This is a genomic window from Levilinea saccharolytica (assembly GCF_001306035.1).
GTDB classification, from domain to species: domain Bacteria; phylum Chloroflexota; class Anaerolineae; order Anaerolineales; family Anaerolineaceae; genus Levilinea; species Levilinea saccharolytica.
This window is the reverse complement of record NZ_LGCM01000027.1, coordinates 123,510-147,528: the sequence shown is the minus strand read 5'-3', so window position 1 is coordinate 147,528 and position 24,019 is coordinate 123,510. Positions and strand designations below refer to the sequence as shown.

At 57.3% G+C, this 24,019-nt stretch carries 21 protein-coding genes; 10 read left to right on the top strand and 11 right to left on the bottom strand.

Features of this window, described 5'->3' with window-relative positions; translation table 11 throughout:
* Positions 1-6 precede the first annotated feature (6 nt).
* The 9 genes from ADN01_RS06790 (at position 7) to ADN01_RS06750 (ending at position 9,052) form a co-directional block, all read left to right on the top strand.
* The gene (locus tag ADN01_RS06790; protein WP_062418540.1) at positions 7-345 is read left to right on the top strand and encodes a hypothetical protein; all 339 of its coding nucleotides are present in this window, start codon (positions 7-9) and stop codon (positions 343-345) included.
* A gap of 22 nt (positions 346-367) precedes the next feature.
* On the top strand, positions 368-1,450 hold the full coding sequence (locus tag ADN01_RS06785) for an Mrp/NBP35 family ATP-binding protein (RefSeq protein WP_062418539.1): 1,083 nt from the start codon (positions 368-370) through the stop codon (positions 1,448-1,450).
* 3 nt (positions 1,451-1,453) lie between these two features.
* On the top strand, positions 1,454-2,482 hold the full coding sequence (locus ADN01_RS06780) for a PSP1 domain-containing protein (protein WP_062418538.1): 1,029 nt from the start codon (positions 1,454-1,456) through the stop codon (positions 2,480-2,482).
* 4 nt (positions 2,483-2,486) lie between these two features.
* Positions 2,487-3,194, top strand: coding sequence for a PIG-L deacetylase family protein (locus ADN01_RS06775; RefSeq protein ID WP_075071025.1), 708 nt, complete (start codon positions 2,487-2,489; stop codon positions 3,192-3,194).
* On the top strand, positions 3,191-4,366 hold the full coding sequence (locus ADN01_RS06770; RefSeq protein ID WP_062418536.1) for a M20 metallopeptidase family protein: 1,176 nt from the start codon (positions 3,191-3,193) through the stop codon (positions 4,364-4,366). The genes ADN01_RS06775 and ADN01_RS06770 overlap by 4 nt, the downstream gene beginning before the upstream one ends.
* A gap of 26 nt (positions 4,367-4,392) precedes the next feature.
* Positions 4,393-5,280 (top strand): helical backbone metal receptor, encoded by an 888-nt coding sequence (locus ADN01_RS06765; protein ID WP_062418535.1) that lies wholly within the window; start codon positions 4,393-4,395, stop codon positions 5,278-5,280.
* A gap of 136 nt (positions 5,281-5,416) precedes the next feature.
* A complete protein-coding gene (locus ADN01_RS06760; RefSeq protein ID WP_062418534.1) occupies positions 5,417-6,121 on the top strand; it encodes a FadR/GntR family transcriptional regulator in 705 nt (234 codons plus the stop codon).
* Positions 6,122-6,158: 37 nt separating this feature from the next.
* Entirely contained in the window at positions 6,159-8,000 is a 1,842-nt protein-coding gene (locus ADN01_RS06755; RefSeq protein WP_062418533.1) for a 2-oxoacid:acceptor oxidoreductase subunit alpha, read from the top strand.
* A gap of 2 nt (positions 8,001-8,002) precedes the next feature.
* Positions 8,003-9,052, top strand: coding sequence for a 2-oxoacid:ferredoxin oxidoreductase subunit beta (locus ADN01_RS06750; RefSeq protein WP_062418532.1), 1,050 nt, complete (start codon positions 8,003-8,005; stop codon positions 9,050-9,052).
* A gap of 82 nt (positions 9,053-9,134) precedes the next feature.
* On the opposite strand, the gene ADN01_RS06745 is transcribed toward ADN01_RS06750, so the two are convergent.
* From ADN01_RS06745 to argF, 7 genes are all read right to left on the bottom strand, one after another.
* Entirely contained in the window at positions 9,135-9,980 is an 846-nt protein-coding gene (locus ADN01_RS06745; RefSeq protein WP_062418531.1) for a sulfurtransferase, read from the bottom strand.
* A 2-nt stretch (positions 9,981-9,982) separates the two neighbouring features.
* Complete coding sequence (locus tag ADN01_RS06740) at positions 9,983-11,470, bottom strand: MFS transporter (protein WP_062418530.1); 1,488 nt, start codon at positions 11,468-11,470, stop codon at positions 9,983-9,985.
* 31 nt (positions 11,471-11,501) lie between these two features.
* Positions 11,502-12,632: a hypothetical protein gene (locus ADN01_RS06735; protein WP_062418529.1), complete on the bottom strand. Its 1,131-nt coding sequence runs from the start codon at positions 12,630-12,632 to the stop codon at positions 11,502-11,504.
* 104 nt (positions 12,633-12,736) lie between these two features.
* On the bottom strand, positions 12,737-14,197 hold the full coding sequence (gene pyk, locus ADN01_RS06730; RefSeq protein ID WP_062418528.1) for a pyruvate kinase: 1,461 nt from the start codon (positions 14,195-14,197) through the stop codon (positions 12,737-12,739).
* A 24-nt stretch (positions 14,198-14,221) separates the two neighbouring features.
* Positions 14,222-15,535 carry an acetyl-CoA hydrolase/transferase family protein gene (locus tag ADN01_RS06725; RefSeq protein WP_062418527.1) on the bottom strand — a complete coding sequence of 438 codons (1,314 nt, stop codon included), beginning with the start codon at positions 15,533-15,535 and terminating at the stop codon, positions 14,222-14,224.
* Between the two features lie 30 nt (positions 15,536-15,565).
* Positions 15,566-16,768 (bottom strand): ornithine--oxo-acid transaminase, encoded by a 1,203-nt coding sequence (rocD, locus tag ADN01_RS06720; RefSeq protein ID WP_082142809.1) that lies wholly within the window; start codon positions 16,766-16,768, stop codon positions 15,566-15,568.
* A gap of 8 nt (positions 16,769-16,776) precedes the next feature.
* A complete protein-coding gene (gene argF / locus ADN01_RS06715; protein WP_062418525.1) occupies positions 16,777-17,706 on the bottom strand; it encodes an ornithine carbamoyltransferase in 930 nt (309 codons plus the stop codon).
* A gap of 198 nt (positions 17,707-17,904) precedes the next feature.
* On the opposite strand from argF, the gene ADN01_RS06710 reads away from it, so the two are divergent.
* Positions 17,905-18,852, top strand: a complete 948-nt coding sequence (locus ADN01_RS06710; RefSeq protein WP_062418524.1) for a COX15/CtaA family protein — start codon at positions 17,905-17,907, stop codon at positions 18,850-18,852.
* Here ADN01_RS06710 and ADN01_RS06705 read toward each other — a convergent pair.
* The 4 genes from ADN01_RS06705 to ADN01_RS06690 all read right to left on the bottom strand — a co-directional run bounded on the left by ADN01_RS06705 (position 18,781) and on the right by ADN01_RS06690 (position 24,004).
* On the bottom strand, positions 18,781-19,620 hold the full coding sequence (locus ADN01_RS06705; protein WP_062418523.1) for an SDR family oxidoreductase: 840 nt from the start codon (positions 19,618-19,620) through the stop codon (positions 18,781-18,783). The two genes, ADN01_RS06710 and ADN01_RS06705, sit on opposite strands and share 72 nt — an antisense overlap.
* Positions 19,621-19,622: 2 nt before the next feature.
* A complete protein-coding gene (locus tag ADN01_RS20315; RefSeq protein ID WP_062418522.1) occupies positions 19,623-19,853 on the bottom strand; it encodes an FmdB family zinc ribbon protein in 231 nt (76 codons plus the stop codon).
* Positions 19,854-19,943: 90 nt separating this feature from the next.
* Complete coding sequence (gene ndk, locus ADN01_RS06695) at positions 19,944-20,399, bottom strand: nucleoside-diphosphate kinase (protein WP_062418521.1); 456 nt, start codon at positions 20,397-20,399, stop codon at positions 19,944-19,946.
* Positions 20,400-20,416: 17 nt separating this feature from the next.
* Positions 20,417-24,004 (bottom strand): tetratricopeptide repeat protein, encoded by a 3,588-nt coding sequence (locus ADN01_RS06690; RefSeq protein ID WP_082142807.1) that lies wholly within the window; start codon positions 24,002-24,004, stop codon positions 20,417-20,419.
* Positions 24,005-24,019: the final 15 nt, after the last annotated feature.

The window sequence follows — 24,019 nt, the reverse complement described above, 5'->3', positions numbered from 1 at the left end:
GCCAGGATGTATAATTCGGACACAGAATTGTTATTTCCACTGCGCCTGATCCAAAGTCTGGAGGATGTGCGCGGGGGGAGCTGGCAAAAGTTGATCCAGCAGGTGGGTGATGAAGGCGCACCGCTGGAAGAGCGGATGGCTTTTGTGTATATGATGGTGCGGCTGGGGGGGTGCGTCACCTGCAACGCAGATTCGTTCCGGGCGATGAAAGGATGTACGCTGTGTGCCCGGCAAACCATCCGGCGCTATCGGGGAAGTGATCAGGAATTGGCGGATCAATTTCAACAGGCGCGGCAAGATGTTGAGTTATTTATTCGGAAGTCAGGCGGCTTGATTGCTGACTAAAAATGAAAGGCAGAAATCATCGATGACGGATCCATCCAACTTGAGAGAAGCGGTTTTGAAACAACTTGCGACCGTCCAAGAGCCTGAACTGCATAAAGACCTGGTGTCTTTGAACATGATTCAGGATCTGATCGTGGAGGACGGTAAAGTAAGTTTTCGCATTGTGTTGACCACGCCTGCCTGCCCGCTGCGGGGCCGAATTGAGAACGAGGCACGCCAGGCAGCGATGGCTGTGGAAGGGGTGACTGAGGTGAAAGTGACCCTGGACGCGCAAGTTCCCGCAGACGGCCGTCCGCGTGGAATTTTGGATTTACCGGTGCGCAACGTGGTGGCGGTGGCCTCTGGCAAAGGGGGCGTGGGCAAGAGTACGGTGGCTGTGAACCTGGCCGTGGCGTTGGCGAAAAGCGGCGCTGCGGTAGGGCTTTTGGATGCAGATATCTACGGCCCCAATGTCCCCACGATGATGGGCGTGCAGCGGCTTCCTCCCCCCAAGGACGGTAAACTGGTTCCTGCGGAAGCTTACGGCGTGAAAGTGATGTCCATTGGATTTCTGGTGAAGCCAGGACAAGCCCTCATCTGGCGCGGCCCAATGCTGCATTCTGCGATCCGCCAGTTTTTGGCGGACGTGGCCTGGGGCGAACTAGATTATTTGGTGATCGACCTGCCACCAGGAACGGGCGACGCGCAGTTGAGCCTGGCGCAGTCGGTTCCGTTGAGCGGCGGCGTGATTGTGACCCTGCCGCAGCAAGTTTCGCTGGAAGATGCCAGCCGCGGATTGGAGATGTTCAAACAGCTGAATGTGCCGGTGTTGGGCGTGGTGGAGAATATGAGCTACCTGGAACTGCCCGACGGAACGCGCATGGACGTGTTTGGACAAGGCGGCGGGGAGCAATTGGCCAAGATGTTCGGCGTGCCGTATTTTGGTGGGATCCCGATGGATCCCTCCGTTCGCAAGGGTGGAGATAATGGGGTTCCGATTATGGTTTCGGCGCCGGAGTCTCCCTCTGCGAAGGCGCTGCAGGATGTGGCGGAAAAGACGGCAGCCAGACTGAGCGTTGAAGCACTCACCAAAGTGAGCGCCCCGACGATTGAAGTGATTGAGTAAATTATGGCCCATATTGTTGTTGGCGTGCGATTCACCCGCATTGGAAAAGTGTATCACTTTGACGCTTCTGCGTTTCCGGATCTGCGGTTGGGGGATGCAGTGGTGGTGGAAACCAGCCGCGGCTGGCAGCTTGGGCAGGTGGCGCAGCGCCTGGAAGAAGGGGACATTCCGGCTGAATTGGAACTGAAAGCCATTGAGCGCAAGGCGACCCCGCGCGACCTCATGCTGCGGCAGGTGTGGCAGCAGCGGGAACAAGAGGTGGTTTCCACCTGCCGGGCGCGGGTGGTGGCGCTGAACCTCTCAGGTGTAAAGATCGTGGCGGCGGAGTACAGTTTTGACGGCTCGCGCCTGGCGATTATGTTCAATACCGAAGCCGAAGAACGGGTTGAACTGAAGAGTTTGCGGCAGGATATGCAGAAAGTATATGCCCCTTCGCAGGTGGAAATCCGCCAGATCGGGCCGCGCGATGTGGCCAAGATTTTGGGCGGGATGGGCGCCTGCGGTTTAGAAACACGCTGCTGCTCGAAATTCCTGTGTGATTTTAGCTCCATTTCTATTCGCATGGCCAAAGAGCAGGGCATCTCGTTGACGCCGACGGAAATCACCGGCATGTGCGGGCGGCTGCGCTGCTGCTTGATTTATGAATACGACGCGTATGTGGCCGCCCGTCAGAAGCTGCCCAAGCGTAATAAGCGGGTCATTACCCCCATCGGCGAAGGCAAGGTGGTGGACGTGGTGCCGCTGCGAGACGCAGTGATTGTGGAAATTCCGGAAAAAGGCCGCCGCGAATTCCCGCGGGAAGAGATTAAGCCCGCGGAGGAATTGGAAAGGCTTCAGCAGAAAATTGATTCACCCCAGCCCACCCGCGAAATCGTGCGGGATGAGGTGAGCGATACTGAGGAAGCCGCGGCAGAAGAATCCTCATCGCTGCCTGAGGGTGCGAAAGCGAATCGCACAGAGCCGCGCCCAGGCGCGCCCAACGTCCCCAGGCCTCAACGCCGCCGGCGGGGGGGTAAAAAGCGCCGAAGTTAGATTGATGATTGAGAGTTGGGAATGTCCGCAGACGATATTGGTCGTTATGGCGCACCCTGACGATGCGGAATTTTATTGCGGTGGTACGATTGCCCGGTGGACCCATGAGGGTCACCGGGTAATTTCTTGTATTCTGACATCCGGAAACCGTGGTACGAAGCGCGCAGATGCGGACTTGGAAGCCCTGAAGCATACCCGGCAGGAGGAACAGCGCCAGGCAGCAGAATTGCTGGGCGTGGAAAGCGTTATTTTTTACGATTATGAGGATGGGTATCTGCGTGCAGACGCTGAAACGCGCAAAACAGTGGTGCGTGTTATCCGGCAGGTGCGGCCTGAGGTGGTGGTGAGTCTGGACCCGACTTTGTTTTTTCCAGAACGGGAAAGCGTTAACCACTGCGATCACCGCGCCTGCGGGGAAATATGCGCGGATGCGGTGTATCCGGCGGCGTTTCTGCCCTGGTATTACCCTGAACTTCGCGATGAAGGCTGCGAGCCGCACCGCGTGCGGGAATTGTGGCTGGCGCACACAGGCGCACCCAACCTGCGGTTGGATGTGAGCGAATGGTTTGATCTGCGGTTGGAGGCGCTGCTGTGTCACAAAAGTCAATACCGCGACCGCGAACGGTTTATTGCCGCAATTGCGGCTGAACGAGATGGGCAAGGGGGGTATTCAGAAGGATTCCGTAGGATTCAATTGGAGGCAGCACCATGAGTGAATGGATGGATTGGGCTAATGAACTGTTCCCTTTCAATCAATCAATTCGGCGGGATTTGCACCAACACCCGGAACTGGGTTTTCAGGAAACGCGGACGGCAGCCCTGATTGCCCGGCAGTTAGAGGAATTGGGACTGGAAGTTGTCACCGGCATTGCTGAAACGGGTGTGGTGGGAACCTTAAAAGGGGGAAGACCCGGCCCAACGATCCTGGCGCGGTTTGATATGGATGCGCTGCCCATTCAGGAAGAAACGGGAGCGGATTATGCATCCGTCAGCCCGGGGGTGATGCACGCCTGCGGACATGACGGGCATGTAGCCATTGGCCTGACCACGGCGCGGATGCTGGCGAGCCGGAAAGAGCAATTGGCTGGTCAGGTGCGCTTTGTTTTTCAGCCCGCGGAAGAAGGACAGGGCGGGGCTTTTCAGATGGTGGAGCAGGGCGCGGCTGAAGGGTGTGATTTTGCGCTGGCGCTGCATTTGTGGAACGACCGCCCGGCGGGGTGGGTTGGGCTGCGCGAGGGGCCGGTGATGGCAGGGGCGGATGTGTTCAAGGTGCGAATTCGCGGGGTCGGCGGGCATGGAGCGGTGCCTCATCAGACGGTAGATCCCATCGTGGCGGGGGCGCAGATGATCACGGCTTTGCAGACCATTGTTTCACGCAATATTTCCGCGTTGAAGACCGGTGTCATCAGCGTGGGTGCGTTTCATGCCGGGGAGGCTTTGAACGTGATTCCGGCGGCGGCTGAATTTGGCGGGACGCTGCGCTTTTTTGAACCAGGGGTGCAAGCCAGGATGGGGGAGCGCATTCGCAGCGTGTGCCAGGGGACGGCGCAGGCGATGGGGTGTGAGGTGGAAGTGGAAATTGAGGAATGGACGCAAGCGGTGGTGAACGACGCAACTGTGACGGGGCGATTGGAAATGGTGTTCAGGAAAGAGTTTCCAGAACTGCATGTGGATGCTGACTGCCAAACGATGGCATCCGAAGACGCTTCCGCTTTCTTAGAACGCGTACCTGGCGTATACTTCTTTGTAGGATCTGCAAACAAGGAGCGGGGGTTGACCTACAGCCACCACCACCCGCGTTTTGATTTTGACGAGCAGGCCCTGACGTATGGGGCGGGATTGATGGCCGCGGGGATTTGGGAACTGAGCCATAAGAAGAGTTAGCTGCACGGTGGTATGGGAGGGAGACGATGGGGCAATTACGCGCAATCCAATTTTCGAAACCGCCGGAGCGGATTGTGTCTCTGGTGCCGTCTGTCACCGCCAGTCTGCTGGATTTGGGGCTGGGGGCGAGTCTGGTGGGCGTCACGGATTACTGCGCTTACCCTGCAGAATGGGCAGACCGTATTCAAAGAGTAGGAGGGCCGAAAAGCCTGGACGAGGAGAAAATTCGGGGGCTGGAGCCGGATTTGATCATCGCCAACCAAGAGGAAAACGACCGGCAGGCGGTGGAAGCTCTGATGGAGAGCGGGCTGCCGGTGTGGGTGCAGTTTCCCAAAACGGTCGCCGAAGCCATCCAGGATTTATGGCAGTTGGACAGCCTTTTTCCGGATACGATCGCACGAGAACGTCTGCATTTATTGGAGAAGGCCTACGAGTGGGCGCTGCTCTCTATTGTGGATGTGCTTCCCATGCGCTATTTTTGCCCAATTTGGGAAGGGGTGAGCGAAGCGGGACAGCGCTGGTGGATGACCTTTAATCAGGATACGTATCCGGCTGATCTGCTAAAGGGGTTGGGCGGGACGAACATCTTTGCCGATCGAAAACGGCATTTCCCCTTGGAAAACGACTTACAGGATCAACCCGGGGAGGAGCCTGGGGAGCGGGATACGCGTTACCCACGGGTGAGTCTGGAAGAGGTGCTGCGAGCGGACCCGGAGGTGATTCTGCTGCCGACGGAGCCGTATGCCTATGGAAATGATCGGATGGAGGATGTGTACAGCGCGTTTGCCGGGACCAGCGCCTGCAAGGCAGGTCGAGTGGTCCTGGTGGAGGGCAGTTTGCTGTTTTGGCCTGGAACCCAACTGGGTAAAGTTCTGACGGAAATCCCTGACCTGTTTTCACGTTATCAGGGATAACCCAGCGGCATACATTCAGCGCGTGTATTGGTGATTTATGTAATTTATCAGATTATTGACAGTTCCATCAGGGCGTGCTATACTCTTTTTAGTCAGATTCATCAGATTAATTAAATTATTCTGACGAAAGAGCGACATGGCACGCGACCGCAGCTACGCTGATCAGCTTTCTGATTTCTTAAAGTACCTGGCGCAGAGTTCTCAGAGCGACAGTCAGCAGATTCCTTCTTTAGCCGACCTCAGCCGTGAATTGGGGGTCGGCGTTGCTGCGCTTCGGGAGCAGTTGGAGGTGGCGCGAGCTTTGGGGTTGGTGGAAGTGAAGCCCCGAACGGGTATCCGCTGTCTGCCGTATTCTTTTCGCCCGGCGGCGGAAACCAGCCTGGCGTATGCGTTGGCGGTGGATGCGAACCATTACCAGCATTATTCAGATTTGCGCTATCACATTGAGACCTCCTATTGGTTTGAGGCAGTCAGTCTTCTGACGGCGGCGGATTATGCGCAGATGCGGACCTTGGTGCAGAGTGCCAAGGAAAAACTAGGACTGCCGGTTCCGCAAATTCCCCATCAGGAACATCGTGAATTGCATTTGTTAATCTACCGGCGCCTAGAGAATCCCTTTGTGTTTGGGCTGCTGGAGGCGTATTGGAATCTGTATGAGGCTGCTGGCCTGGATGTTTACACGGATATCGCGTATTTGCAGCAGGTGTGGCTGTATCACGAAAAGATGGTCGAAGCGATCTGTGCGGGTAATTTTGAAGGCGGCTACAACATTATGATTGAGCATATAGGCTTGTTGGCACAGCGCAATAAGCCTCCGGTTTTGCGTCAAAAATTTGAATGACCCTATTACCTCTTTGATCTACCTACAAGGAGACTCTATGACCCAAGAACCAACTGCCGTAACGGAAAATCAGCAGACCCAAGCGATCGTAAACGATTTCTGCATCACGTTTTCGACCGTGAACGGGTCTGGCAGCGCTACGGCAAACACCACCTTGCTGCGGGCATTGTTCAAGATGGGTATTCCGGTGACCGGCAAGAACATTTTCCCTTCCAATATTCAAGGTCTGCCAACCTGGTTTACCTTGCGGATCAGCAAACAAGGGTATCTGGCCCGGTTGGAAAAAGATGATATTGTGGTGGCCATGAACCCCGCTACTTTTTCGAAAGAACAGGAATATGTGGTGCCGGGTGGGGTGCTGTTGTACCCAGATGATATCAAATTGGCAGTGACGCGCACGGATATTCACGTGTACCCGATGCCGGTAAAGAAACTGACTAAAGATGCGGAAGTCCCCCCCAAACTGCGCGATTACATCGCCAATATGGTGTATGTAGGTGTGCTGGCGAACCTGCTGGGAATTGACCTGGAAAAAATTTACCAGGCTTTGGATTTCCACTTTAAGGGCAAAAAATCTGCGATTATGTCCAACTACAATGTGGTTGTGGCGGCGGCAGAATGGGCCAAGGCTAACCTGGAGAAGAAAGACAACTACCGGGTGGAGCCGATGAACGCCACCGAGGGTTACATCATGGCGGACGGCAACGCGGCGGGTGCGCTGGGTTCGATTTACGGCGGGGTGCAGTTTGTGGGCTGGTACCCGATCACCCCGGCGTCCTCGCTGGCGGAGTCCTTCCAGGAATATTTACCGATGCTGCGCAAAGACCCGGTGACGGGGAAAGACACCTGTGTGGTGGTGCAGTCGGAAGATGAACTGGCTGCCATCGGCATGGCGATTGGAGCGGGCTGGGCTGGGCTGCGCTCGATGACCTCGACTTCTGGGCCTGGTCTGAGCCTGATGTCGGAATACATGGGTCTGGCGTACTACACCGAAACGCCCGTGGTGGTGTGGGATGTGCAGCGGGTGGGGCCGAGCACGGGCCTGCCGACGCGCACGGCGCAGGGCGACTTGACCCAGGCGGCGTTCATCAGCCACGGGGATGCCAACTTTATCATCTTAATTCCGGGGTCGGTGACCGAATGCTTTGAATTTGGTTGGCGCGCCCTGGATATTGCCGAACATTTCCAGACGCCAGTGATCGTGATGTCGGACCTGGATTTGGGCATGAATCAGTGGATGTGTAAGAAATTTGAGTACCCCAACGAGCCGATGGACCGCGGGAAAGTGCTGTGGGAAGAAGATTTGCAGAAGATGATTGAGCGCGGCAACGGGCAGTGGGGCCGCTACCTGGATGTGGACGGCGATTTTATCCCGTACCGCACGGTGGCTGGCAACCGCCACCCGCGCAGCGCCTGGTTCGCGCGCGGTACCGGTCATGATGAATTCGGCCGATACACCGAAGAGCCGGATGTTTGGGAACGGATGATGAACCGCCTGTTGGCGAAATTTGAAAGCAGCCGCGAACATCTGCCGCTGCCCGAGGTTCACACCATGCCCAACGCCAAGATCGGGATCATCTCGATGGGGTCGGCGGATGCGGCGGTGATTGAGGCACGGGATCAAATGCTGGCCGAAGATTTGCCCACCGATTATTTGCGTGTGCGGGCTTACCCGTTCAGCCAACAAGTGAAGGAATTTATCCGCAATCACGAGCGGACCTATGTGGTGGAGCTGAACCGCGATGGGCAGCTGAAGCAGCTGCTGACCCTGGATAACCCTGAACTGGCGACGCACCTGATCCAGGTCTCTCATTTGGACGGTTTACCCCTGACGGCACGGTGGATTCGGGAACAGATTATGACCCAGGAGGCAAAATAACCATGAGCGAACAAATTGCCGAAGCTGGTCGCGGTTCAGTTAACGCTGCGAACCTTACTCGTAATGACTATAAGGGCGCACCCAGCACGCTTTGCCAGGGTTGCGGCCATAATTCCATCGCCAGCCAGATTGTGGCGGCCTGCTACGAGCTGGATTTGGTCCCGGAACAGGTGGCAAAATTCAGCGGGATTGGGTGTTCTTCCAAAAGCCCGACGTACTTTTTAGGACGATCCTTCGGCTTCAACGGTCTGCACGGCCGTATGCCTTCGCTGGCTTTGGGCGCGATGTTTGGCGACCACCGGATGAAGGGCATTGGGGTGAGCGGCGATGGGGATACCGCCAGCATTGGGATGGGGCAGTTCAAGCATCTGGTGCGGCGAAACTTACCGTTTGTGTACATTGTGGAAAACAATGGGGTTTACGGCTTGACCAAGGGGCAGTTCTCGGCCACGGCCGAAAAAGGCTTGGAGTTGAAAAAACAAGGCCATAACCCGTATACGCCGGTGGATATCTGCATGGAAGCCTTGGTGGCGAATGCGACCTTTGTGGCGCGCTCTTTTGCGGGCGATCCCAAGCAGGTGAAGGAATTGATCAAGGCGGCCTTCAGCCACCGCGGCATCGCCGTGATTGACATCATCAGCCCGTGTGTGACCTTCCACAATCATGATGAGTCCTTGCATTCGTATGTGTATGGGAAGGCGCACGAGACACCGCTGCACGATATCACTTTTGTGCCGGCGCGCGAAGAAATCACCATTGAAGACTTCGAGCAGGGATCTGTGCGCGAGGTGGAGCTGTTCGACGGCTCACGCCTGGTGCTGAAGAAGCTGGAAAGCGATTACGACCCCTCCAACCGTTGGCGAGCGCTGGCGATGATGGACGAGGCTGAAAAGAATGGTATCTTGCTGACCGGTTTAATCTACGTCAACACTGAACAGCCTTCGATGTACGACCTGTATAATCTGCCGGATGAAGCCTTGAACCGGATGAGTTCTGACCGGCTGCGCCCGACGCGCGAAAGCATTGATGCGCTGAACGCGAGCATGTTCTAAACTGAGATCTTTAAACCAAATCACCGGCCTGGGCAGCGATGATCCCCAGGCCGGTGATTTTTTCGTTCAATTACTTGTGCCATTATTCCACGGCAATGGGGCGTTGGGGGTCAAGGATCCATTCGCTCCAGGAACCAGAGTATAAACGGGCAAGATCCAGGCCAGCGTATTTCATGGCGACCAGATGGAAGCAGGAGGTGACGCCAGAGCCGCAATAGACGACCGCGTTTTGCGGTGGGGTTCCCGCCAAAAGCTGGGAAAATTCGGCGTGCAGCTCTTCAGGGGTTTTAAACAATCCTTCGTTGGTAAGGTTCTGGCCGTGAAAACGGTTGACCGCCCCTGGAATGTGACCGGCCACGGGGTCGATGGTTTCTTCTTTGCCTTGAAAACGGATGGGAGCGCGAGCATCAATGAGTTTATGGTGGGGGGAAAGGCGGATTTGATCGACTTCCTGGAGGGAGACAGCACCAAAGGTGGTGAATTCCGGAATGGCGGAAAGGGGCAGGGAAACAGGTGCGGCGGGGCCAGATTCCACGGGCAGACCGGACTTTTGCCATTGAGCCCAACCGCCGTCGAGGAGAGCGATATTCGCATAGCCAATTTGATGCAGCATCCACCATAGGCGGGCGGCAAAAGCCCCAAAAGCCGTATCTACCATGACGATGGTTTTATCCGGCGACAGTCCCTGTGCCGCGAGAAATTGGCGGAAAGTGAGGATCTCAGGCAGGGGGTGGCGGCCGGTCTGTGCTGTGTGGAGGCCAGCCAGGTCCCGATTTAAGTCAGCATAGAGCGACCCAGGGATATGAGCTTTCTCAAAATCCTGGCGTCCCCACTCCGGCTGCATCAAGTCGAAGCGGCAGTCCACAACTGCCCAGGAGGGGTCGCCAAGGTGGGCGGAGAGTTCTTGAGCGGAGAGGATCGGTTTCACTGCTAGATCTCCTTATGGAGTAAGACGGCAGCGGTCTGAGGCTGTTTTTGCCGCTTTTGCAGCAGGCGTCGGATGCGTGCCTGCTTTTCACGGTTGAGGGGATAGTTCCAGGCGAAAAGGATGGCGGCGACCAGGAAAACGGCCACCAGGGGGCCGGTGAGCAGGCGGATGACCGTGAGAGTTTGCGGGGACTGGGTGAAGATGACCGCCCCTTCCGGCGGGGATTGGTAGCCAAACCAACCCAGCACCTGAAGGGAGATAAAGATGGCGAGGGCTGAGGAAAGTTTGCGAATGAAATTAATCGCACCGTAATACATGCCCTCGCGACGGTGATTGGTCCTCAGCTCGTCCCAGTCAATCACATCTGGAAAGATGGATTCGGGCAAAATATGGGCGTTGGAAATGCCAATGCCGGCCAGGACGATGAGGCCGATCATGAGACCGTAGCTGCCGGGGTAGACAAAGAAGATGCTGATTTGAACGATGACCCACATGGCCATCCCGCTGATATAGGCGCTGCGCTTTCCAAATCGGTGGGCGATGTGGTTCCAGAAAGGTACGGTGAGTGTGGCAGTCAGCATGAGCACGCCCAAGACGACGGATTCTGTGGCTACCTTTTGGCCAAAGATGTTGATTTTCGCCAGGAAGTCCCCTTGGGAGATCCAGTAAAGCAAGTAATAAGGGATCATGAGGGAAACGACATCCGCCGAAATCCAGTTGAGGACGTAGATGCCGGTGGCAGAGCGGAAGGGGGTGTTGGCCCACAGCAGTTGGAGGGTCTGCTTGAATGTGAGGGTTTCTTCTTGAACTTCGTTGGAGATGGGGCGTTCTTTGACGGTGAAGAAGATCAGAAAGAAGGGGATAACAGCGATGCCGCCAAAGATGGCGGCGACGGTGATGTACCCCTGCTGTAAGGTATGGCCGGCTTTGACAGAGGCATCAACGATGGAGGGGGCGGCGACGGCTGCCACCATAGAAGCCACCAGGTTAAAGAACATGCGGAAGCTGGTCAGCGAGGTGCGATCGTCATAATCCTCGGCCAATTCGGGAGTGAGGGCCAGATAGGGTACCGTGACCAGGGTTTGGATGGTGTCGGAGACCATGTAGGCGAGGGTGACATGCAGCAGGAGCAGACCCTGACTGTGCCAGGGTGGTGCCCACCACAGCAGAATAAAAGCCAGGGCAAAGGGGATGGAGAAGAGGATGAGGAAAGGCCGGCGGCGGCCCCAGCGAGTGCGCACATTGTCGCTGATGGCGCCCACCAGAGGGTCGTTGATGGCATCCCAAACGATGCCAGCCAGAGCGGCAATGGACGCCAGACGGGGGTCAATGCCGACGACATCGGTCAAAAAGATGGCATAAAAGATCTGCCGTAGGGTATTGAAACTGGCGCGGCCAAAATCACCAGAGCCGTAAAAAATCTTGGTGATCCTTTTTAATGGGCGGGTCCGAGGGGAATCGACGCTGCTGACTTCGAGGGATTGGCTCATCGTCACTCCTGATGGATAAGGGATGGTCGTGCTAAGGTTCAATCCGGCGGCGGTAGGTGCGGTGGCGTTTTTGCCAGGTCACACCCATATTTTCCATGTCGGAGCGGCTCTTGAAGTTTCGCTCGTCCACCTGGATGATTTCCACTTGTTTTAACCCTGGAACCGAACGAAGGGTTTTTTCGAGTTCGACATAGAGCATGGCATTGGCGCCCAGGCCCTGGTAGCGGGGCAAGAGGCCTACGCCGTTGAGGTCCGCCAAGGAGGTGCGTTTTTTCTCCAACAGCAGGTCGATCCAACCAAAGGGGAAAACTCGTCCTTTGGTGCGCTGGAGGGCTTTGGAGATGTTTGGGTACGAGATGATGAAACCTGCAACCTCATTTTCTCCGTGGACGATCAGTTTAATCATGCGCGGGTTGGCAATTTGGATCATGGTGCGCGCCATTTCCACAAATTCTTCATCGGTAGAGGGGATGAAATTGGGATTGTTTAGAAAGGCTTCGTGGTGCACCTGATTGACTCGGGGGATCCATTCGGCCATTTCCGCTTTTGAAGTGAAGCTTTTAACCCAGAAGTTCCCGCGCTGTTTGACTTTTTCGGCGATCTGATAAATTTGAGGTGGAGGCTGGTGTTCGACGGAAAGATAACCGGAGAGGTGATCCGTTTCTTTGACGAATCCTTCGGCTTCCAGTAGGGGGCCGTAGTAAGGGTAGTTGTATGCGATGCCCATCGCGGGCAGGAACTCAAAGCCTTCGACGAGAACGCCGACCCCGCTGGAACGCGTAAAGCCGCGCGCGCCCAGCAGACTGGTGAGCTCGTGCTGGCGGCACCAATCCAGGCAGGCTCCGCTGAGCTGCTGCACGACCTGGGGATCTTCGATGAAATCAAAGTAATAGAAAAATCCAGCCGGGTCCTGGTGATGGCTGGTGAATTTGCGGTTGTGAAGCACGGCTGCCCGTCCGACGACCTGGGAGCCGCTTTCTACGACAAAGAAGTCGGCAATGGAATGCTTGTAGAAAGGGTGCTTACCACGGTTGAGCTGAGCTTCTTGATCGGAACGAATGGGGGGCACCCAATAAGGGGATTCATGATAAAGGTCAAAAGCAAATTGGATGAATTTGGAACGGTCTCGTTTGTTTTCGGTATCCAGTTTTCTGACTTTCATTTAGCCCTCGGGGCTTTCAGCGGTGAAGCAGATGGAATCAGCGTTACACGTTGAAAATCCAAGTGCCGTAGACCACGGCACTTGGATTTCGGGTAAGCGGCGGGCTAGTAACGCGCGCCGACGGTATGTAAGATGGCAAAATTGGGTGGGCGGCGCGCTCCAACCGGAAAACCCGAGATCATGACAATCTGCTGCCCCGCGCGGACAGAGGTGGAGGCGACAATGGCGTTGTCCACGTGGGTCAACATGGATTCCACTGAGGATGAGAACGGCACAAGGAAGGGCGTGACTCCCCAATAGAGTACTAGTCGGCGTAACGTGCGCTCATCAGGGGTAAAAGCCATGACGGGCACTTTGGGGCGGGCTTTGGACATTAATAATGCGGTACGGCCGGTTTCTGTGAAAACGGCGATGGCTGTGACGTTGCGGTCGTGGGCTAGTTCGCGCGCTGCGCGGGTGATGGAGATGGCATCGTCATCGGCAGGCTCTTCGCGGACGTCGTCACAATGACCCCACTGGGCAAAATTGCGCTCGGCTTCGCGGACGATGGTATCCATCATCATCACGCTTTCGATGGGGTAGCTGCCGCTGGCGGTTTCACCGGAAAGCATGACCGCGTCGGTGCCGTCAAAAATGGCATTGGCGACGTCTGAGGCTTCGGCGCGGGTGGGGCGAGGATTATGAATCATGGAATCGAGCATCTGCGTGGCGGTGATGACCACGCGGCCGTGGCGGTTCGCCGCTTCGATGATTTTCTTTTGCATGATGGGCACCGAGGCAGGGGAGGTTTCGACCCCCAGGTCGCCGCGGGCTACCATGACCCCGTAGGCCACTTTCAGGATCCCTTCCAGATTCTCGATGGCTTCGGGGCGTTCCAATTTGGCGATGATGGGCAGGTCAGCCTGGCTGGGGTCCAGTTCGCGGATGGCACGTCGAACTTTTTCGATGTCCTCGGCGGTGCGCACAAAGGAGATGGCGACGGCGTCTACTTGCTGCTGTAAGCCAAATGCCAGATCTTGCAGGTCTTTGGGCTGCAAGGCGGGGATATCGAGATTGGCACCGGGAAGGTTGACCCCTTTGTGCGATTTGAGGATGCCGCCGAGGACGATTTCCGCTTCGATGAAATTATTCCCCAGGCGAACCACTTGCAGCTCCAACTGGCCGTCATCCAGGAGGATGCGATTACCGGGCTGCAGACTGTTGACCAGATTGGGCACGTCCATCGGAACGATGGTGGCTCCGGCGGGCGCTTGAATTTCGGCTGGCGAACTGTCGACGGGAGCTAAAACGAGGGTTCTGCCAGCGACCAACTCGACCCCTTCGGGTGGAAGGCTGCCGACGCGCAGTTTGGGGCCTTGCAGATCCTGGAGGATGGCCACGGGTTTGCACAGTTCAGCCGAGACCTTGCGAATGGTCTGAATGCGTTCTGCGTGTTCGGCATGGGTTCCATGCGAAAAATTCAAACGCGCAATATCCAAACCCGACTCCACCAGGCGGCGAAAGACGGCTTCATCCTGACTGGTGGGACCAATCGTCGCTACGATTTTCGCTTTACGTTCGAGCATAGCAGAATCCTCTTTTCCGGGCGGCTAGAGGTAATTCAATTTTCTAGCTTGATGGGTTAACTCATCGCGAAAATCGGGATGGGCGACAGAGATGAGCAGTTGGGTGCGCTGACGGATGGTTTTTCCGTAAAGGTCCACCATGCCGTATTCGGTGGCGATGTAGTGGACATGGTTGCGGGAGGTGACCACGCCGGCGCCTTGCTTGAGCATGGGGGTGATACGGCTAATGACGGTGCCGTCCCGCAGGGTGGTGGTGCTGGGCAGGGCGATAATGGGCAGGCCGTCTTTGGAGAGGGATGCGCCGTAGATGAAATCCAGCTGACCGCCCACACCGCTGTACAGTTTGGGGCCGATGCTGTCGGCACACACCTGGCCGGTCAGGTCAATTTCGATGGCTGAATTGATGGCGACCATGCGGTCGTTTTTGGCGATGGTGAAGGGGCTGTTGACGTATTCGGTGCGGTGCAGCTCGATGAGGGGATTGTCGTTGGCCCACTGATACAGCTCGTTGGAGCCAATGACGAACCCGGCGATGATTTTGCCAGGGTGAAGACTCTTACGCGCACCGGTGAGCACCCCGGCGTTGACCAGGCGGATGACCCCATCGGAGAACAGCTCGGTGTGCAGACCCAGGTCTTTTTTGGACATGAGATAGTTAAGCACCGCGTCGGGGATGGAACCAATGCCGAGCTGCATGGTGGCACCGTCAGGGATGCGTTCGGCGATGTGGCCAGCGATTTTTTCCACCACCTCAGGATCGCCTTCGCTGCCCATGCGCAGCTCAGCCAGGGGGTAATTGACGGGCACGAGGTAGTCAATATCATCCAGGTGGATGAAGGTATCGCCGAGCATGCGCGGCATGTGAGGGTTTACCTCGGCGATGACCACCTTGGCGGCCTCGGCGGCAGATTTGGTGAGGCCCGATTCAATGCCGTAGGTGCAGAAGCCGTGCGCATCCGGAGGGGAAACGTGGATGAGGGCGGCGTCCAGCGGGATGATGCGGCGCTGGAACAAGAGCGGCAGCTCTGACAGCAGCACGGGCGTGAAATCTGCACGGCCTTCATGCACCGCTTTGCGGACATTGGCGCTGATGAAGAGCGTGTTCACGCGCAGGTGGCCTTCCATCTCAGGAGACACGTAATCTGCGGCGCAAATGGCCAGAGCCTGGCAGATTTCTACATCCTGCACATTGGGCGCGTGGCGGACAAGGGCGGCGAGCAGCTCTTGGGGAACGGAGCAGTTGCCCGTCATAAAAATGCGGCTGCCCGATTGAACCACAGCTTGAACTGCGGCATCGGGGGTGAAGATCTTCGATGCGTATTTTTGCTGCCAATCCATAGGTTAACCCCAGGTGTTGCGTTGTTTAAATTACGGCATCATCAGAACGGGGCGAATTCGTTCCAAAGCCCAGTCGATGGTTTCCTTGTCAATGATCAGCGGAGGCGCGAAACGGATGACATGGTCGTGGGTTTCTTTGGCCAATATTCCTTTGGATTTCAGCGCTTCGCAGAAACGGCGGGCACCCTTGGCTTCTGGTTTCAGCTCAACGCCGATGAGCAAACCGCGGCCGCGGACTTCTTTAATGTGCGGGCTGGGGATCTCGGCTAATTGGTCGGAGAAGTATTCACCCAGAGCGGCTGAATTTTCGATCAGCTTTTCTTCCACAATGACCTGCAAGGCAGCGCGTGCCACAGCGGCAGCCAAAGGATTGCCGCCAAAGGTGGAGCCGTGTTCGCCGGGGCGGATGAGCCCCAGGGTGTCGCGATCTGCCAATACTGCGGAGACCGGATAGAAGCCGCCGGATAGGGCTTTGCCGATGATGACCATATCAGGGCGCACGTTTTCGTGGTGGGCGGCGAAGAGTTTGCCTGTGCGGCCCAGGCCGGTTTGAATTTCATCGGCAATGAAGAGGACTTGATTCTGGCGGCAAATATCGGCGACGCATTGCAGATAACCCGCAGGGGGGATAATGACACCGCCTTCCCCCTGGATGGGTTCCAGGAGGACGGCGGCGGTATTGGGTGTGATGGCGCTCTGGATGGCGGCCGCGTCACCATAAGGAACAGTGACGAACCCGGGCGTGAAGGGGCCAAAATCATCTCGGTAGGACGGCTCTGTGGAGAAGGAGATGATGGACACCGTGCGGCCGTGGAAATTCCCAGCCGCCACAATGATCTCGGCTTGGTGGCGGGGTACTTTTTTGGTCTGGTATGCCCACTTCCGGGCCACCTTAATGGCGGTCTCCACGGCCTCAGCGCCGCTGTTCATGGGCAGCGACATCTCGTAGCCGCTCAGCTCAGAAAGTTCTTTATACAGCAGAGGAAGCTGATCGTTGCGGAAGGCGCGCGAGGTGAGGGTGACCTTGCTGGCTTGCTCCACCAGAGCTTTGAGGATTTTGGGATGGACGTGGCCCTGGTTGAGCGCAGAATATGCGCTTAAACAATCCAGGTAGCGGTTGCCTTCTACGTCTTCGACCCAAACGCCCTGCCCTTTGGATATGACAACATCCAAAGGGTGGTAGTTGTGAGCGCCAAATTGTTCTTCGAGTTGAATGAAGTCTTGTGCTTTCAACCTTTCTCTCATTTTCCGACGCCGAAGATATAGGCCAGGATGCCTTTCTGGGCGTGCATACGGTTATGCGCTTGGGGGAACAAGCGTGAGTGGGGGCCGTCGGCCACCTCATCGGTGATTTCGTGCCCACGATGAGCGGGTAAGCAGTGCATCACGATGGCGTTTTTGTCAGCTTCACTCACCAGCTTTTCATTGACCTGGTAGGGCGGGAAGACGGCTTCGCGCTTTTTGGCTTCGGCTTCTTGCCCCATGCTGGTCCAGGTGTCGGTGTAGATCACATGTGCGTTCTTTACCGCTTCGTGCGGATCGCGCAGATAGCGGAACTTGCTGCCGGAGGTCTCGGCGATTTTGTCGGCGATGGCGACGGCCTGTTCGGACAGATCGTAACCTTCGGGGCTGGCCAGAGTGAAATGGCCGCCGAGTTTGGCGACAATGTGCATCAAGGAAACGGCCACGTTGTTACCGTCACCAATGAAGGTCACGTTGATGTCTTTGAGGGTGCCGAACTCTTCCACAATGGTGAGGGCGTCGGCCATGCCCTGGCAGGGGTGGTTGTAGTCGCTGAGGCCGTTGATGACCGGAACGCTGGCCCACTTGGCCAATTCGAGAATGTGGTCGTGGGAGAAAACGCGCGCCATGATGACGTCTACGTACCCGGAGAGAACGCGGGCAACATCCGCGATGGATTCGCGCTGGCCCAGACCGATTTCATTGGGAGAAAGATAGAGGGCGTCGCCGCCCAACTGCCGCATGGCCATGTCAAAACTCACCCGCGTGCGCAGGCTGGGCTTTTGAAAAATCATCCCCATCACTTTATTCTTGAGGATCGGCGCATTCCCGCCTGCCTTCAATTCCTTCTTCAAGTTCAACGAGATGTCCAGCATTTCCTGGATTTGCGCTGGGGAAAAGTCGGATACGGCAATATAATCCTGTTTCATGGATGCTCCTCATTTGTTTTGGGGTGAATAAATTCAAAACAAAGTATAACATATCCGAAAGTGGGGGTGCTACGATTTTTGGATGAAGATTGTTTGAGGAATGTCACTCAAAGCTGGAACGGCGCTGCATGGGGTTTCACCGCGGCAAAGATGGACAAACGCCCGAGCGATCAGTAGAATAGACATGAGGAGGTGCGGATGAACACTCGCAAGCCGATTTTTCCCTGGGTGGTGTTTGGCTACAATATTCTGGTGATCTTATGGGGGGCGTTTGTGCGTGCAACAGGATCGGGGGCGGGCTGTGGGGCGCATTGGCCGACCTGTAACGGCGAGATTCTACCGCGGCCGGAAGCGGTGGAAACGGTGATCGAATTTGTGCACCGCCTGACCAGCGGGGCTGCCCTGGTGCTGGTGGTGGCTTTGGTGGTATGGACGCGGCGGCGCTATGCGCGAGGAAGCTTGATCCGCTGGGGGGCGGGATTAAGTCTGACATTCACTGTGACGGAAGCGCTGCTGGGAGCGGGACTGGTTCTGTTTGGCCTGGTGGCTGATAACGATTCGGCGGCGCGAGCGGCGGTGATGGCGGGTCACCTGGTGAACACCTTTATGCTGTTGGCTTTCCTGGGACTCACCGGCTGGTGGGTGATGTTTGGTGAGCCTCACCGGCTACGGTGGCGCGGGTGGCGCAGCCTGAGCGTTTTGCTGGGGGCGTTGGGAATGGTGCTGTTGGGGGCCAGCGGGGCGATCACCGCACTGGGCGACACCTTATTCCCGTCCTCGTCCCTGGTGGAAGGGTTTCAGGCGGACCTTTCGGAGACAGCGCATTTCCTGATCCGCCTGCGGGTGATTCACCCCGTTCTGGCGGTGGTGGTGAGCGGATTTATCCTGCTGGTGGCTTTGGCCCAGTTTCGCGGCGAACGGCACGGCCCCACGAGCAAGCTGGTGCTGGCGGTTCGCGGCCTGGTGATTGCCCAGCTATTTCTGGGCGGATTAAATGTGATCCTATTGGCGCCGGTGTGGATGCAGATTGTGCATTTGTTGGTGGCAGACTTGATTTGGGCGGGCGTGGTGATCTTATTTGGAATCACCCTGGGGGAGGCCGCGGAGCGCGCGAGCGATGATGCCGTCCATGATCCAGTTAAATAAGCCCGGGGCGACGGCGTGCAGCCGGTCGAAGAGCTTGCTTTCGAAACCGATAATGATGGTACTTTTGCCTTTGTTGACACCGGCGATGATCTGACGGACGGCGGCCTGGGGGGACATGACGTTGGCTGTGCCGGCCAGCACTTTGGTGACGTGCGGTTTGTAGCGGCTTTCGTAGGCCAACTGCGGCGTGTCCGTGTCGGCTGGATACACGTTGGAGACCTGGATCCCCAGGGGCTTAAGCTCAGAACGGAGGGCCTCACCAAACCCGCGCAGGGCAAATTTGGACGCGCCGTAGCCGGTGTATCCATAAACCGCTACGCGCCCGGCCATGGATGAAATGTTGACGATGCAGCCTGTGCCTCTGGCGATCATGGCGGGCAGAAAGGCTTTGGTTACATACACAGCGCCCAGGTAATTGGATTGGATCATGGCTTCGTAGTCGTCTAACTGGGCATTGACGGCTTCGGCGGGCTGAACATTTCCGGCGTTGTTGATGAGAATATCCGGGATTCCTACAGACTCTTGAAAAGCGGTGAGCTTTTCAAGTACATCTGCGCGCTTTGAAATATCCAACGTGAGATAGTGAACCTTCTGATCGGGATTCAGGCAGAGGGACTGCACCTCTTGGGCGGCGTGAGCCAGTACGTCGGGGCGGCGGGCCACCAGGCAAAGGCTGGCCCCGGTGCGGGCATACTGGCGGGCAAGCTCCAGACCGATGCCCGAGGAGCCGCCGGTGATGAAAACCAAAGGGGGCGCAGCCGCGGGCATGATTAGTGCCCTCCACAGCCAGCGCAGGAACCGCCGCTGCAGCCGCTGCAACCGCCGCTGGAGCTGCCCGAGACCGCGCGTCCATCCACCGAAGCGAAGACGCGGGAAAGAAGGCGGCGGGTATGAACTCCGCGGCAGGTTTTACAGGGGATGGGATCATCGGCTTCTTTAAACGAGCGGAACGTATCAAAAACAGCTCCGCAATCGGCGCATTTGTATTCGTATAAGGGCATGGTAACCTCCATTCTCCGATCATGACAAATCAAAAGCACAGGCCCGCGGTACAGATGCGGTTCTGTGCTAGGGTTTTTTCGACAAAATCGTTAATTGGGGCCGGTAAACCAGTTTTCGTGGGGGCGTTCCCAGCTCACCAATTCATCCGGACTGAACCACAGGGCGATCTCCTGTTCGGCGGTTTCCAACGCATCCGAGGCGTGGGTCAAGTTGCGGCTCATCTCCACGGCAAAATCATGGCGGATGCTGCCGGGGGCGGCTTCCCAGGGACGGGTGGCGCCCATGGTTTGGCGTACGAGGTCGACGGCACGCGGGCCTTCCCAGACCATTGCCAAGACGGGCCCGGAGGTGATGTAGCGGATTAATCCGGGGTAAAAGGGCTTGCCCAGGTGGACGGCGTAGTGGCGCTCGGCTAAAGACAGCGAGGGGAGCAGAAATTTGGCGGCAACCAGCTTCAATCCACGGCGTTCCAGACGCTGGACAATTTCACCCATTAAGCCCCGTTGGACACCATCTGGTTTGACCAGCACGAAAGTACGTTCCAAAATGACCTCCTGAAAGATTAGCGCAGCAGTTCTTCTGCTTTGGTGAAGGTATCTAAGGCTTCTTGAAGCCTATCGGTCTTTAAGTAGGCATCCCCCAATACCTGGTACAGCTCAATCTGCATGGGGTAGCGGAAGAGAGCGGTTTTGAGATCCTGCGTGACCTCATCGAGATTGGCTCCAGATTGAATTAATTGCGCATAGGTTTCAGCAGCGGTCTCGACCTGGTTTTCATCCAGGGCGCCGCGAGCCTGGGCAAGAAGCTGTTGGGCGGTGTCAGGATCCAGGGTACTTTGCACCGGCACAGATACCGCAGGCGGCGCGGAGAAGACTGGTTCCGCTGGCATTTCGGCTGCAGCGACTTCCTCGGTAGGCATTTCTTGGGCGGGAAGTTCCGCGGATGGGACTTCCGCAAAGAGAGCTTCGCCTTCGGTCTCGGCGATGGGAGCGGCGTTTTCTTCTGCCGCGGCGAACGGCTCTTCCACCGGCGCGGCGGGCGTTTCTTCGAGGGCAGAGTCCAACGGCGGCGCAGCTTCGAGCACGCTGTCGGTTTCTTCTTCTATACCCTTGAGCCAGTCCGGGAGAGGAGGGAGATCCTCTTCCGCGGAAGGCAATTCGATGGAGGGTTGGGTATCGGCAGCCTCTTCGACTGCCGATGGAAATTCTTGTGCAATTACCTCTTCGGATTCAGACAGCTCATCGGGGGTTTCCTCGACGGCAGTGGGCGGCACGGAGACGGGTTCTTCGACCGCGGTAAAAGGCTCTGGGCTGACGCGAACCGGGGCGGTATCTTCCAACGTGGGAGCAGGGGTTTCTTCTGCCGGCTCTTCAGCAGCGGCAGTCTCTTCAATCCAGGTGGGCGGTGTTTCCAGGCGATCTTCAGGTTGGAGGAGCAATCCTTCTTGTGCGCCCTGGCGTTCGGCTAGATTTTCTAACCAGGCAAAAGCCGAGTCGAGGTCATCGGGGGCGGCGGCCGAACTATCCGATGTCAGTAAGGGAGAAACGGCCGGCGCCGCTTCTGACGGAGTTTCTTCTGCGGGATGTTCGGAGACCGGGGAGACCTCGATAAATGGTGAGGAGGCCGCTTCGATGGGTTCGGGTTCGGCGGGACTCTCCGCGCTTTCAACAAGTTCAGCTTCCGAGCTAACAGGAACTTCAGCCTCAGGGGTTTCCACCTCTGCCTGGAGCCAATCGGGCATGGCCGCCGGTTGATCCTGGGGGTTGGTCAGGAGGCCCTCTTCGGCCCCCTGGCGGGCGGCTAAGGATTCGAGCCAGGCAAAGGCTTCGTCCATGTCGCTTTCGGCGGCGGGGGCGGGAATTTCGGCGGCGGGGGCAGAGGCTTCCACTGCGGAAGGGGCGGGCGGTTCTTCTTCCACTAGGCTAACCGGGCTTTCGTCCGAAACCTGAAGGTCTTGGGGCAGCTCCAGGCTCTCCTCGCTGACGGGCGCAGACTCGGCTGAGGAGGACGGCAGCTCGGATTCGGCGGCTTGGAGCCACTCAGGCGTATCACTGTGGCGATCTTCAGGGTTGAGGAGCAGACCTTCCTCGGCACCCTGGCGGGCAGCCAGCGATTCAAGCCAGGCGAAAGCTTCGTCCATATCGCCTTCTGCGGCGGGGGCAGGCTGTGCATGATCCACTTCACCCGTGGTTTCGGCAACATCTTCAGCCGCAAACGATGCTGAGTTGGGGATGACCTCAGGAAGCGGCTCGAAGGTTGGGGTCTCCGGGACTTCAAGCGGTGTGAATGCATCCTGAATGGGCTCAGCGGTCGCGGTTTCGTCTGCGGCTGAGGTGGATTCGCGGAGCCATTCGGGAAGGGCATCTTCGGCGGCAAAGGCGGAGGCTGGAGCGGCGGCTTCCTGGGTCAGGTCATGGGTGGAGATGAAGGGGGCTTCACCTTCTATTTCGGCGGCAGGCTCTTCGGCTTCGACCTGACGCAGCCATTCAGGGAGTTGCTGCGGCTCGACGGGGAATTCCTGAGCCGGGGCAACTTCCTCCACCGGTGCGAGCCAATCGGGCAAATCGCCTGCGGGGGGTTCAGCCGTGGTTTCCCCTGATTCTAAAGGAGTAGCAAGCGGCGTCTCGGCGGAGGTTTCGCCAAAGGCATCCATCAGGCTGGGGGAATCATCCGATTTCAACCAGTCAGGAAGATCGTCTGCCGGCTCTGATTCAGCGGCGGGCGCCGCCTTGGTCTCGGCAGAAAGAACTTCTGATTCAGCAGCGGCTTGTGAAAGCTCGAAGGGTGCAGAGTCTGCGGGTGAAAGCTCGCCTTCCTGCGGGGTTAACCAGGCGGGGAGGTCATCTTGCGAAGGGGCAGCGTTTTCTTCGGTGACTGCGGAGAACCAGTCCGGAAGGTCGGGCTGAGCTTCGGCGGGCTGGGTGGCAGGCAGAGGGGCTTCACCAGCGGAATTGGCTTCACCCAACAGCGATTCGAGGGCTTTCAGTTGTTCGTCTTCCGCAGGATTGACAGCGTCTAAAGAGATTCCGCTTTCGGATGGATCCTGGGCGGGAGGTGCCATTTCTTTGAGCCAATCCGGGATGTTGGCGGCAACCGGCGTGTCTGGCAAGGCGCCTTCAGAGGGCTCCTCCTCGCTCAGAAATGAGACAGGCTCTTCGGGTCCGGTGGAGGGCTGCCATCCCGCGGTTTTCATCCAGTCGGGGATGGTTTCATCGGAGTTGGCAGCAGGTTCGAAGGAGATTTCCTCTGCCTGTGAGCCGGCGGCGGAGGGTTCTCCGGGGGGGGCGATGAGCCAATCGGGGGTATCGGCGGATTCTTCCTCCAGTTGGACGCCAACCGTCTGCGCCCAGGCGGGCTGATCTGGGGCAGCCTGGGTGGGGATGTACTCCAGACGTTCCAACATCACGGCGTTATCGGGGACTTGATCGGTGGTGCGGATGGCGGTGGTCAGGAAGGCCGCGTAAGGATCGAGCGCATTGATGTTTTGCTGATAGACACGGGCGTCATCGGCGCGCGAGGTGGTGGGCAGGATTTCAGCCAGAATGCGGTTGGCTTCATAGCAGAAGGGCAGGCGCTGGATCAGGCGGCCGCAAACCTCGGTGGCTTCCACCTTCTTGCCAGATAGGTAATACATGCGCGCCAGGATAATTTCCAGGTCAATGCGGCGGGGATCTTCGGCCAGGGCAGCGCGGGATTCGGCGATGGCCTGATTGTACAGTTCGCCGCGGGCGTAGAGCCGTACCAGTGCGCCGCGGGTGTTGCGAATGCGGGCGGGTTCACTGCCGTCGCGACGGCCGTATAAGCGGCGCAGTTCATCCTGAACGGCTTTGTTGGTGGGCTGGATTTCGAAGGCGCGTTCGATGTGCCAGATAGCAGCATCCATATTGCCTTCGTCCTCACGAATAATTCCCATGCCGAGCTGAGAGACAAAATCATCTGGGACTACGGCCAAAACGCGCTGCATGATATCGGCGGCTTCGGTATAGCGCTGTGATTCCAGATAGGCTTTGCCTAATAAGCGGTAGGTGTCAATGTGTTTGGGAAACTGCTTAAGGATATATTTGCAGTGCGCAATCGCTTCTTCCGTTTGGCCGCGGCTAATCAGACTTTCGATTTCCCGGTTATACACTCTTAACGAAACTTTCGGCATGAAGCGCCTCCCTTA